The sequence below is a fragment of the Pseudoalteromonas ruthenica genome (assembly GCF_008808095.1).
Lineage (GTDB): Bacteria > Pseudomonadota > Gammaproteobacteria > Enterobacterales > Alteromonadaceae > Pseudoalteromonas > Pseudoalteromonas ruthenica.
Genome location: NZ_CP023396.1, coordinates 931,330 through 943,492 on the forward strand (window position 1 = coordinate 931,330; position 12,163 = coordinate 943,492).

Sequence of the window (12,163 nt, forward strand, 5' to 3'; positions counted from 1 at the left end):
TACCAAAAATGGTCAGTGCGCTCATCTTGACGCTCATTGCCGTGGCCTTTGTGCTTATTGTCGTGGAAGATGTCATCCACGTGAATAAGGCCAAAACCACGCTGTTTTTCGGCACCCTGTGCTGGATCATCCTCTTTATCTCCCCACTAAACGGTCACTCCCTCGACCACATTAAACATGAACTCAATGAGAATATTTTAGAAATTGCCACCCTTTGGCTATTTTTAATGGCGGCAATGACCTTTGTTGCCTATCTCAATTCCAAAGGGTTCATTCAAAACTTAGTGCAACGCGTATTGCCCAGCGAAATAAGTGAGCGTAAATTAATGTTCCTGATTGCTGGTTTTGCCTTTTTGTTTTCGTCGATTTCCGACAATATCACCGCAACCTTAGTGTCATTGGCGGTGGTGATGTCGTTGAAGTTAGACGGACGCAAGCTGGTCAAGTACGCTACGTTAATCATCTTCGCGGTTAACTCAGGGGGGGTGTCGCTTATTACCGGTGATGTCACCACGCTAATGATCTTCCTTGCTGATAAAGTCACCATAGCTAATCTTCTGCTGCTAGTGGCCCCTGCAGCACTGAGCGTTATTGTGCTCGCTGCTTTGTTATCGATGAAAATGAATGGTCGAGTGAGCTTCGCCTTGGGCGAGCCTAAAGCGATAGAAAAGACCGATATCACCATTGCGGCTATTTTTATCTCGACCATTGTCGGTACTCTAACCATGAGTGTGCTGTATTCCATTCCGCCTTTGTTGACCTTTTTGTTCGGGCTTTCGGTGATGTTTCTAAGCGCTCAGTTCTTGATGCGTAAAAAAGACGTGAATAAAAAAATCATCGACTATATTCGTGAAATTGAATACGACACCTTACTGTTCTTTGTTGGTGTGTTGCTGTTGGTCGGCGCGCTAAAAGAGGTTGGGGTGCTGGCGCAATTTACCCACTTGTATGAAGTATTGGCACCGAATCAAGCCAACTACTTGATGGGCATACTCTCAGCAGCGGTGGATAATGTGCCACTGACCGCAGCGTTATTAAAAGCAGATATTCACATGCAAACCCGCGACTGGCTCGCGTTTACCTATGCCACCGGCGTGGGTGGGTCGATGCTAGTTATCGGCTCGGCCGCAGGTATCATTGCCATGAGTAAGGTGCGTGACCTTACCTTTATGAGCTATCTGCGCAATACGGTGTACTTATTAATTGCTTATTCAGTGGGCTACAGCGGAGCCTACATGATGGGTGCGTTTGTTTAAGTACTGCAAAGTGGTATATCATTGACAGCATGAGGGCCATTATTTTGGCCCTCATAATGCACACATATAGGCATGGATTGCGATTACACGGTAAAAAGGATTGGCGCCAATTTTTTAGTTATTAGCAGTGATGTGCACCTTGGTTCTTAGAACTGGTCGTTGATCGCTGCAAAACATTTCCTTTCTCTGTAAGCTTCGCTTTTTATATCGGTGTTTAATTAGCTGCATCTATGTATTAAGAGGTCATATGACGTTAGAAGTAATACAGAATCCAGAACAAGACTTACTCGACTTTATTGCTCAGCAAATCAGCCAATATAATTGGGCCCATTGGCAAAATGTAGAACGTAAACCTTTAGCGGTTAGCTGGCGCGATGATCAAGGCGAAGTAAAAGCCGGTGCCAGTGGCCGCACCTTTGGTCATTGGTTGCTATTGGATTATCTTTGGGTGAGTGACACATTGCGTGGGCAAGGCATCGGCTCACAGTGTCTCACTGCCATAGAACAAGCCGCAAAGGCGCGCGGGTGCACGTATGTGCTGCTCGATACCTTGGATTTTCAGGCGCAACCGTTTTATGAGCGTCATGGCTATGAAACACAATGGGTGCAACAGCAATATCCGCTTGACGGCAAAAAATACTTTATGAGCAAACAGCTTCATGAGTAAGCCGAGACGGTACTTAAAAAGAACAAGGAGGTTAGTTTTGGCGGCATTACTGTTTGGTTTTATATTCGCGTTTCTAGTGCCCGAGCCGGTGACCATTCCCGTGCATGGGGCAAGTAGCGCTGATTGGCATCAAGATACCTTTTGGTATGAACCTTGGGGAAGCTCTGGGGTGCATAAAGGGGTAGATATTTTTGCCAATAAAGGCACTGACGTGGTGGCCGCTTCACATCACTTGGTGATTTATCGTGGACAGTGGCCCAAGGGCGGCAATGTGATGATTGCCCTCGGACCAAAATGGCGATTACACTATTATGCTCATCTAGACAGCTTCAGTGATAGCGAACGTCGTTGGTTTAGTGGCGGTGAGCAAATAGGCAGTGTTGGCACCAGCGGCAATGCCCAAGGTAAAGCCGCTCATTTACACTACTCATTGGTGACTTTAATTCCTTACTTTTGGCTTATTGATAGCGCCCCCCAAGGCGTCAAGAAAGCCTTCTACCTCAACCCTATAACTTATTTCGACAACTAACGGAGCAACGGATGCGATTAGTATTACTGGCTTTGGCGTTTATTTTACTGCTATGCAGTTGCGCAGAACCCGTCCCTGCACAAAAGCGCGATTATGTCGGGCACTGGCAAAGTCCCAGCATGAGTCTATTGATTCTTGAAGATGGCACAGTCGCCTATAAACGCTATAAAAACGGGGGCTCCACCTCAGTGGAAGGGCCGCTGCAATCATTTGAGGGTGACGACTTCAGTGTTGGCATTGGTTTTTTCAGCACCACCTTCATCGTCAACGAGCCACCCAACAACAACGACGGTCAATGGACTATGGTCGTTGACAATGAACGGCTAATAAAACAGCCGTCTGCCTACAGCCATTAAATTCAGTTTTCATCAAACAAGGAAGACCCCAGTGAGTCAACTTACCCGCAAAAAGCAATTTGCCACGCGTGCGGTGATCACCCGCGCTTTATACACCGGTGCATTGTTTATCTATGTACTGTTTTTTATTAATTTTATGATGGAGCAGAGCTTTTGGGCGCAAGCGATATCGGTGTTGATATTTAGTTTTATGCTCAGTGCCCAGTATCAATGGAGCATCGAGCCCATACGCTGTAGTGCCATATTTGTTGAGCATGGGGTACTGAACTTACTTGATACGCCGATAAAGCTCGCTGATGTCAAAGAGGTCATTTACTGCCAGCACCAGCGTTATGAACATATTGTTCGTTTTCGCTATCACAATAGAACTTTTCAAGACTTTGAGCTCTCCTCGAGTGACCTGATAGCCGATTTACAGCTTTATCATTTTTTAGTGGCCCAAGGTTTGGTGGTGCGCATGACTGAAGACAGTAGTCAGTTTTCTTAGATATTGGCGAGCACTCACTATTAGCTTATCTCATGACGATTTTATTCACAGGAAAGGTAACTTTATTTTTCACACAATATCGAGCATTTATTCTTTATAAGCAAATTTTTATAAATTGATTGTTGCGTAATTAAGGAATTATAACGTTGGCTTTTTAATGAAAAAGAGGTGTTCAGATTTATTTATTGTTGATAGGTTAATAGTGGTTTGATTGAAAAATAATCAACTTAGTTTCTGTTTATATAAATGATAAGTTTATGTAGCATTTTTGTTTCCAAACTATTGTTAAGGAAATAGAAATGAGACAAAAAATTTTATCAGCCTGTGTGTTGGCGTTGCTCTTTTTCGTGGCCAATAATGTATTGGCATCTAGCTCACAAATAAAAGTAACAGACTACAATACCTTCTATGATACCCAAGTAAACAGTGTAAATTGCGGAGGGTATTGGGACGAGCGATTAGTGAGAGTCTGTGATTATAGAACCGAGTTAGTAGACGTTTCTTACAAACGTTGTCACTACAGGCTTACAGCATCGGCTCCTAATAGCGATGCGCCAGAGTGGGAAACTCGCGTTGTATTATCAACACAAAGTTGCCCAGCAAACTGGACAATTGCCGGACCTTCTGGCCAGGCTCCCGGTGGCGTATATATGCATCAACACAACTCCTATTTCACTCAACAAGAAGAGCAAACCGTCGAATATAATTGTCGTATGGAAACGCGAACTGTTTGGGTGCCAGTTGATGGTGAGCATTGCCCCATACAACCCTAATTAGATTCCATAATCGGCAATACACAGGCTGGCTGCGGCCAACTTGTGTATCCAAGCAATCATTCACCGCCAGAACACCTCCAGTGAAGTGTGATATTGACTTCTAGCCGTCTGCTAGGTACATTGCTGATTCACTTCGGTCTCAGGATCGAATGTGTCGCAGAAGAGGTGCGATAGCTAGGTAGTAAACGTGAGGCCGACGACAGCCTTTGATCGTTTATGAGGGAGACTATCGCCGAGGAAGTGCATTGTGCGTCGCAATGGCTTTCGGTTCTTGAGGCTGAATCCTCGGAACTGTCACCTGTAGGGGTGGAGGGCTTCTGGCAATGGACATTCTTACCTTTTTAGTCTTGCCAAGTTCTCCTGATTGTATTTGAAAAATAACTCGTTTTTCATCTCGGAGAGAAAATGAATCAGGAATATTCTGTCGCCAAGTTTGGCGGTACTTCAGTGGCCGATCATGGTGCTATGAGTCGGTGTGCACAAATCATCGCTGCTAATAACAATGTGCGTGTGGTTGTTGTTAGCGCCAGTGCCGGGGTCACCAATCACCTGGTAGCGTTATGCCAAAGTGCATTAACGCCACAGCAGCGCCAAGCGCACATCGATGGGGTGATCGCCATCCAGCTTAATATTCTCGAGTATGTCAGCCTTGATGCCGATTTAGCCCACGGCTTTGATGTCACCTTGAACGCCTTTCGAAGCAGCGCTGAGCAAGCGCCACAATCGAGCGCTCACAGCGATGAGCTACTGAGTTTTGGCGAGCGCTTCTCCTCTTATTTGTTTACTCAGGTATTACGGGAACACGGCGTGGCGGCAACGCGCTTTGATGTGCGTTCGGTGCTCAAAACAGATAGTCAGTTTGGCAAAGCCCAGCCCAATATTAAAGCAACAGCGCAGCAAGCCCATGCCCAATTGCTGCCGTTGCTTAAAGATCAAGTGGTTGTCACTCAGGGCTTTATGGGCAGTGATGACTATGGCGATACCACCACCTTAGGGCGCGGGGGGTCGGATTACAGCGCGGCCTTATTAGCTGAGGCGATTGGCGCCAACAGCGTATATATTTGGACCGATGTGGTCGGTATTTTCAGCACCGATCCCAGAGTCTGTACCAAAGCCGCACCCATTGCCCACTTAAGCTTTGACGAAGCCGCCGAAATGGCAACCTTTGGCGCTAAAGTCTTACACCCGGCGACCATTTTACCCGCTGCACGCAGTGGTATTAGTGTGTTTGTCGGCTCCAGTCGCGAACCACAAGGAGGCGGGACGTGGATACAAAAAACGCCACAAGGAGACACTTTAGCTGGAGTTCGCGCAGTGACTCAGCGTAAAAACCAAATTCTCTTGACCCTGAAAAGCCCGGAAATGCTATTAGCGAGCGGCTTTTTAGCGCGGGTGTTCACTATTTTGAGTGAGCATAAAATTTCGGTTGATTTGGTCACAACTTCGGAGATAAGTGTCGCATTGACCCTCGATAATGCCCCGAATGCCAGTCGTCCGGAGCTTGATCAGCAAGCCCTCGAGCGTTTAAGCGAGTTTTGCCATGTGTCAGTTGAGAATAACCTCACATTGGTGGCGTTAATTGGCTCGGAGATTGTGCTGCGTCAGAGCGAGTTGAATTTAATGCAGGTGCTCAGTGAGTTTGATATTCGCCTTATTTGTCACGGCGCATCGAAACATAACCTGTGCTTCTTGGTTGAGCAAAGCCAGTCTGATGCGGTGGTGCAAACTATTCATCAACGGCTGCTGGAAGGTTAACAGTAAGCACCGGGCGCTGCGTATCGGTGATAAGACTGATATCAAAGTGCCCGGCAAATAGCTCCTGACAATACACTTGGCCATCAAGGGCGGCGATAAGCTCCAAAATGGGCTGGCCTAACAAGGTGGCAATGGGTTGCTTAGTCGCTTTTGCGTAGGCTTCTTTTAACGTCCAGACCCGGAAAAAGGTCTCAACATCGCGGTCAATATCTCTTGTCTCGGCCTCGGGATAATAGTGCGCTGCCAGCTTTTCAAAGGCGCGTGCGTTATCGACTTTCTCAATATCTACGCCTAATAAGGCTGTGCCGCGCGTCATTGCTACGGCAATGTGGCCATGAGCGTGGCTGATGACCACCCGCGCATCGAGAGGATGACCATCAATGCTCAGTATCAGCTGCGCCTGGTCAACGTCAAATTCACTGCACCAGGCAGCAAGAGGGTAATCGCGATACTGAGGGTACAGCTGTCGCGCCAGCTGTTTTATGGCCCAGCGTGTGGCGCGATATTCCTGCTGCGCCTGCGTCTTTTTACGTTTTGCTAAGACCGTTTGCTCTGTGCGGTGCAAATGTGAGTCATCTAATTCACTGTGCGCTTTTGCACAATAAAGCAACACTACGTCGCTGTGCTTGGCATGTTGCTCGGTATCGGTCGGTAAAGGTGAAAAGCGATAGGCTGGGTTTAGCATCAAGGACATTCCGATAAGCGTGGCTATGACTACTTTAATACGGGTAATTATGATTTAATAGCGGCAAAACAATAACAGATATCCCTGCGAATGACGAATAAGCGTGACGGTTTCCAAAGCCGTATAGGTTTTGTACTAGCGGCAGCTGGTGCAGCAGTAGGCCTAGGTAATATTTGGGGTTTTCCAACTCAAGCAGCGAATCACGGTGGCGGTGCTTTTTTACTGGTGTATTTCATTGTCATCTTTGCCTTGGCACTACCGGCACTGTTCACTGAGCTGTACTTGGGCTACGCCGCTCAAGCCAACCCGGTACAAGCACTTAAACGTGCTTGGCAACCAAAAGCGGCAAAAATAGGGGCAGGGGCTGGTTATATCGGTTTAGCCGGGGCCATTGTCATGCTGAGCTTTTATTCTATCGTGGCAGGATGGATGTTGGCCCACGCTTTAGCACCGCTGTGCGAGATGCTGGGAATGAATGACGCTGCCGCATTTTTAAGTGGTGACTCTCTCGCCCGTAACCTTATTTTCACGCCGCTGATGTTGGTGTTAACCGCAAGCATTATTTTAAAAGGGGTTAAATCAGGGATTGAAGCCTGGTCGCGGCGATTAATGCCGTTGCTTTTGGTGCTGTTAGTTGGCTTGATTTTCTATATCGGCTCGTTACCCGGCGCCGGTGAAGGCTTTAGTAATTACCTGCAACCTGACTTTACTAAGGTGTGGGACCCAGATTTAATCATCGCCGCCATGGGACAAGCGTTTTTCTCATTGTCGCTGGGGGTAGGGTGCATGATGATCTACGGCTCTTACTTAAAACCTGGAGCGAACATCGGCAAGCTGACCCTGAGTGTGGCCGCCCTTGATACATCGGTGGCGTTTTTGGCCGGTCTGCTTATTGTGCCCGCGATTTTTGTCGCCAGCCACAATGGCGTGGAAGTATTCCAAAACGGCAAACTCATTGGCGAAGGGCAACTGATCTTTGCGGTGCTCCCGCAATTGTTTAATACCATGGGCAGCATGGGGCTGGTGATTGCTTTGGCCTTTTTCGTTCTCATGTCGATTGCTTCGCTGACCTCGACCATTTCTTCGACCGAGATTCCGGTGGCGTTTTTGGTGGAAAATCATGGTATCGGCCGTAAAGCAGCCACTTGGCTGGTTAGCGCTGTGGTGATGTTGGCATCGCTCACCATAGTATTTAACTTCGATTGGCTGTTTGGCTTAGTGATCCAAGTATTTACTCAGTACCAGTTGCCTTTGATGGGATTGTTCTACTTTCTTACCCTCGGTTGGGTGTGGCGCCGTGGTAATCAATTAGCGCAATCTGACAAGATGAGTATTGTGGCGCTGCGCTGGTATATACGCCTAGTATGTCCGGTGCTAATGACCGCCGTGTTTATTAATGTGGCGCTGAAATAGCCGGCGCCACTTAGTGTTTTAAGGAGCGCAAACGCGATTGGTTAGCGCTTCACCCTTGGCGTATTGCAGTAAATTATCAAAGGTGGTTTGCACGATTTGCTGCAACGCTTCTTCGGTGAAAAATCCCTGATGCCCAGTGATCAACACATTTTGGAAGGTGAGCAGGCGGGCGAAGACATCATCTTGAAGAATCTCCTCTGAGCGGTCTTTAAAAAACAATTCCGACTCTTGTTCGTACACGTCTAAACCCAAATACCCAAGCTGACCGCTTTTTAGCGCATTGATACAGGCTTTGGTATCGAGCAGGGCGCCGCGCCCGGTGTTAATCAACATAGCGCCGCGTTTCATGTGGCGCAGTGCGTCGCTGTTTATAATATGGTGGGTTTGCTCGGTTAAGGGGCAATGCAAGCTAATAATATCGCTTTGCGCTAATAATGTGGCTTTATCAACCAGGGTAAAGTCGCCTTCAGGTTTTGCTGGGTCGACCACCAGTACTTTGGCGCCAAAACCATTCAGTATACGGCACAGCGCCAGCCCTATTTTACCGCACCCGATAAGCCCCACGGTTTTGCCGTGTAAGTTAAAACCTAGCAGGCCGTTGAGGTCGAAGTTATCCTCACGCACACGGTTATAGGCTTTGTGGGTTTTACGCGATAGGGTCAAGATCAGGGCGAGACAATGCTCTGCCACAGCCTCTGGGCTGTAGGCGGGCACCCGCGCAACCTCAATACCTAAGCGTGCGGCGTGGTCTAAATCAACGTTGTTAAAACCTGCACAGCGCAGTAAAACCAGCTTAATACCTAGCTCGTTGAGCTTATCGAGCACCTGTTTGTTGACCACGTCATTTACAAATACGCACACGCTGTCGCACCCTTGCGCCAGCGAGGCAGTGAGCTCATTAAGCTGAGCATCGAAGAAATGGATCTCAACGTTATCTGGACAATGTTCGCTGAATGCGTGTTGCTCATACCTTTGCGAGCTGAATAGGGCTAATTTCATCAAGTTGACTCTCTATTACCGCACGAAGGGTATCGGGTTTGGTCCGAGGTGCGTAGCGGTTCACCAGTTGGCCCTGAGAGTTTATTAGAAATTTAGTGAAATTCCATTTTATTGCCCGGTTTTGTGCAATGCCCCGAGTGTGTTCTTTTAAATAATTAAACAGCGGGTGGGCGTCAGGACCGTTGACCATTACCTTACTAAACAATGGAAAGCTAACATTAAATGTGCTGGTGCAAAAGGCTTTTATATCCTCATTTGAGCCTTGCTCATGGCGGCCAAATTGATTGCAAGGAAATCCCAATACCACTAAGCCCCGCTGTTGGTAGTCGCTAAAAACACGCTCCAACGCACTATATTGATTACTAAAGTTACAGGTACTGGCGGTGTTTACAATGAGTGCAACGCGTCCTTGTAACTGTTTAAATGAATAGGGCGTGCCATCGATGAGGGTGGCATTGAAATGGTAAATACTATCCATTGTGAGCTCCATAACTCAAAACAAGGCGTTTTTGTACGATGCCTTTGTTATACTTTTTTGCGTTTTCTCGAGGCTATCAGGCAAATAGGTCAAAATTATGTCAAAAATGTGTACCTTTATCGGTTTAGGCGTTATGGGCTACCCCATGGCCGGGCACCTGCAACAAGCAGGGTTTGATGTGTGCGTATACAACCGTACAGCGTCAAAGTCGCAGCAGTGGGTAGAGCAATATGGCGGGCGCAGTGCTGCAACGCCAGAACAAGCGGCCCAAGGCGCAGACTTTGTGTTTGTATGTGTTGGCAATGACGATGATGTGCGCAGCGTGATTTATGGTGAGCATGGGGCGCTGGCGGGTATGCACGAGGGCGCCTTGCTTGTCGATCACACCACCACCTCCGCCGAGCTTGCCAGGGAGTTGGGTGATGCCGCTAAAGCCCAAGGTATTGCCTTTATTGATGCGCCGGTCTCTGGTGGCCAGGCGGGCGCCGAAAATGGCGTACTAACCGTGATGTGTGGCGGGAGCAATGCGGCTTTTGCCAAGGTGCAGCCAGTGATGGCAGCCTACAGTCGCTTTAGCCAATTACAAGGTGATATCGGCAGCGGCCAGCTCTGTAAAATGGTAAATCAGATTTGTATTGCCGGTGTGGTACAGGGCCTGGCAGAAGGTTTACATTTTGCGAAAAAAGCCGGGCTCGATGGCGACAAGGTGGTAGAGACCATCGCCAAGGGGGCAGCCGGGTCTTGGCAAATGGAAAATCGCCATCAAACCATGTGGCAAGGAGAGTATGAGTTTGGTTTTGCCGTTGATTGGATGCGCAAAGACCTAGGTATTGCTCTTGATGAGGCACGCAATAACGGTGCTAGCCTAGGTCTTACGGCATTGGTGGATCAATACTACAGTGACGTACAAGCTATGGGCGGTGGCCGTTTTGATACCTCCAGCTTACTGGCGCGGCTGGAAAAGCTAAACCCCAGTAAGTAGCGGTATACGCCCACAAGCTAAAGGCTTTGGGCGTAGTGGTATAGGGCTTTGAGCACCGCCATATTGCGCTCATTGCCTTCATTCTCGTGCACTAGGTTTTCTAGGCTGAGCATGAAGTCTTGCGCGCCAATAGAGGGGCTGTCCTCGCCATTCATCAGCTTGTTTTGACAGTACTTGCGCCACGAGTCAAGCTCGCCGGGGGTCAGCGTTTCCGGCCAATTACGGGCGCGATAACGAAACAGCAAGGTGGTGAATTTATCATCTTCAAAGTCTATGTCTAAACCGGCGAGCTGCATGGGCTCAGTGGCGCGAATAATATCAAACTTGGCCTTATCACTGTTGCTGATAAAACCACTATAAAGTTGATAGTCGGGGTTGCCGGTATCAGCAAAATGGCGCGTGTCGTTAAACACTTCGGCGACCTTATCGCGTAGCTCCGGGTGGGCCTTTAGTACCTTTAAGTGGGCTAAACATTGTTCGCGATCGATACCCAAACGTTCGGCATTCTCTGGCAACAAGGTTTTCGCGGGGGCAAGAATAGGGCATTTATTCACATGCACCAGTTTTAAGCCAATCGGCGCTTGTCCAGGGGGGAGTTCATCATGACGGGTATAGAGGTATTCCCGTAATTGCTCGACACTTAAATCCAAAAGCGGTTGCGGGTTTTGGGTTAAGTTAAAGCACACCACCGCGTTTTTATTACTGGGATGAAAGCTCATTGGCGCAATCCAAGTCGTGCAGCCTTGGCTTGCAGGAATACGCGAAGAGGTATGCACCAGCGGCGTCATGTTATAAACATCCACCAAATCAAGCAGCGCTTTTTTATGGCGCAAAGAGAAAAAGAAGTGATACAGCTTGGGCTGCGTGTCTTTAATCAGTTTTGCCAGCGCAATTGTGGCTTTTACATCGCTCAGGGCATCGTGGGCATCGGCGTGCTCAATGCCATTGGCTTTGGTAAGGTCTTCAAGGCGGAAGCTGACGCTGCCATCTTCCTTTTGCGGCCAGTTAATACCTTGCGGGCGCAGGGCATAACAGGCACGTACTAAATCAATAATATCCCAACGGCTATTGCCATTTTGCCATTCACGAGCGTAAGGGTCATAAAAATTACGGTATAAAGTGTAGCGGCTAACCTCATCATCAAAACGAATACTGTTGTAACCAGCCACACAGGTATTCGGGCGGGCGAATTCGTCATGAATTTTAGCGATAAACTCTGCTTCATTAAGACCATGACGCAGCGCATGCTGCGGCGTGATACCCGTGACTAAACAGGCCTCGGGGTGGGGCAGATAATCCGGCGCCGGACGGCAATACTCAATAAGCGGCTCACCGATGATATTCAGATCTAAATCGGTGCGAATACCAGCAAACTGACTGGGACGATCTTTTTGTGGGTTTGCCCCCCAAGTTTCATAATCGTGCCAGTAGATTGTACTCTGGTCATTGTCGTTTCTGAGTTCTGCCATATTATTGCTTTTCCATATAAATCAGTGTTTTGCTGCTTTACTACTTTGCCTGTTGTTATTATGTGTCTTCTTAATCGTCGCGCTGTGTATATAAATATGTGTATGTTTTTTCGCGAAAAAGTGTCTGTTTTTAACGCTGCTTAGCGGCATACGATGATGCAAATTGCTCGGCAAAGAATATGCACTAAGCATACTAACACATTGAGCTGATTTAAGAATAAAGGTAACTGCCGAGCTTGCCTGTTTAACTCGCGAAATGGTTGCTTAGGACCATGAAGGCAATGGCATTGGTCGCACCTAAAGGCACTACC

General features: G+C 47.9%; 13 protein-coding genes and 1 riboswitch. Of the genes, 9 read left to right on the forward strand and 4 right to left on the reverse strand.

From position 1 onward, the window contains the following. The first annotated feature begins 8 nt into the window (after positions 1-8). The 7 genes from nhaD (at position 9) to lysC (ending at position 5,826) form a co-directional block, all read left to right on the forward strand. Positions 9-1,256, forward strand: coding sequence for a sodium:proton antiporter NhaD (gene nhaD / locus PRUTH_RS04435; protein ID WP_045978368.1), 1,248 nt, complete (start codon positions 9-11; stop codon positions 1,254-1,256). Positions 1,257-1,503: 247 nt separating this feature from the next. After that, entirely contained in the window at positions 1,504-1,923 is a 420-nt protein-coding gene (locus tag PRUTH_RS04440) for a GNAT family N-acetyltransferase (RefSeq protein ID WP_151172626.1), read from the forward strand. Continuing rightward, positions 1,916-2,452 (forward strand): M23 family metallopeptidase, encoded by a 537-nt coding sequence (locus tag PRUTH_RS04445; protein ID WP_151172627.1) that lies wholly within the window; start codon positions 1,916-1,918, stop codon positions 2,450-2,452. Before PRUTH_RS04440 ends, PRUTH_RS04445 begins: the two co-directional genes overlap by 8 nt. An 11-nt stretch (positions 2,453-2,463) precedes the next feature. Further along, a complete protein-coding gene (locus tag PRUTH_RS04450; protein WP_022945124.1) occupies positions 2,464-2,808 on the forward strand; it encodes a hypothetical protein in 345 nt (114 codons plus the stop codon). A gap of 31 nt (positions 2,809-2,839) precedes the next feature. Next, entirely contained in the window at positions 2,840-3,295 is a 456-nt protein-coding gene (locus PRUTH_RS04455) for a hypothetical protein (RefSeq protein WP_022945125.1), read from the forward strand. A 299-nt stretch (positions 3,296-3,594) separates the two neighbouring features. After that, positions 3,595-4,068 carry a hypothetical protein gene (locus tag PRUTH_RS04460; protein ID WP_022945126.1) on the forward strand — a complete coding sequence of 158 codons (474 nt, stop codon included), beginning with the start codon at positions 3,595-3,597 and terminating at the stop codon, positions 4,066-4,068. 155 nt (positions 4,069-4,223) lie between these two features. Continuing rightward, positions 4,224-4,396: riboswitch (Lysine riboswitch) on the forward strand. A gap of 80 nt (positions 4,397-4,476) precedes the next feature. Beyond that, positions 4,477-5,826, forward strand: a complete 1,350-nt coding sequence (gene lysC, locus PRUTH_RS04465; protein WP_151172628.1) for a lysine-sensitive aspartokinase 3 — start codon at positions 4,477-4,479, stop codon at positions 5,824-5,826. Here lysC and PRUTH_RS04470 read toward each other — a convergent pair. Beyond that, positions 5,798-6,511 carry a 4'-phosphopantetheinyl transferase family protein gene (locus PRUTH_RS04470; protein WP_170268877.1) on the reverse strand — a complete coding sequence of 238 codons (714 nt, stop codon included), beginning with the start codon at positions 6,509-6,511 and terminating at the stop codon, positions 5,798-5,800. The two genes, lysC and PRUTH_RS04470, sit on opposite strands and share 29 nt — an antisense overlap. Before the next feature lie 90 nt (positions 6,512-6,601). Here PRUTH_RS04470 and PRUTH_RS04475 point away from each other — a divergent pair, with 90 nt between their 5' ends. Further along, positions 6,602-7,924 (forward strand): sodium-dependent transporter, encoded by a 1,323-nt coding sequence (locus tag PRUTH_RS04475; RefSeq protein WP_138547421.1) that lies wholly within the window; start codon positions 6,602-6,604, stop codon positions 7,922-7,924. 18 nt (positions 7,925-7,942) lie between these two features. On the opposite strand, the gene PRUTH_RS04480 is transcribed toward PRUTH_RS04475, so the two are convergent. Together PRUTH_RS04480 and PRUTH_RS04485 are read right to left on the reverse strand one after the other, a co-directional pair. Further along, positions 7,943-8,923, reverse strand: a complete 981-nt coding sequence (locus PRUTH_RS04480; protein WP_151172630.1) for a 2-hydroxyacid dehydrogenase — start codon at positions 8,921-8,923, stop codon at positions 7,943-7,945. Beyond that, positions 8,889-9,401 carry a glutathione peroxidase gene (locus tag PRUTH_RS04485; RefSeq protein WP_022945131.1) on the reverse strand — a complete coding sequence of 171 codons (513 nt, stop codon included), beginning with the start codon at positions 9,399-9,401 and terminating at the stop codon, positions 8,889-8,891. The genes PRUTH_RS04480 and PRUTH_RS04485 overlap by 35 nt, the downstream gene beginning before the upstream one ends. A 97-nt stretch (positions 9,402-9,498) precedes the next feature. Between PRUTH_RS04485 and PRUTH_RS04490 the strand changes: the two genes are divergently transcribed. Next, positions 9,499-10,383, forward strand: a complete 885-nt coding sequence (locus PRUTH_RS04490) for an NAD(P)-dependent oxidoreductase (RefSeq protein ID WP_151172631.1) — start codon at positions 9,499-9,501, stop codon at positions 10,381-10,383. 17 nt (positions 10,384-10,400) lie between these two features. Here PRUTH_RS04490 and sbcB read toward each other — a convergent pair whose 3' ends face one another. Further along, positions 10,401-11,852, reverse strand: coding sequence for an exodeoxyribonuclease I (gene sbcB, locus PRUTH_RS04495; protein WP_151172632.1), 1,452 nt, complete (start codon positions 11,850-11,852; stop codon positions 10,401-10,403). Positions 11,853-12,163: the final 311 nt, after the last annotated feature.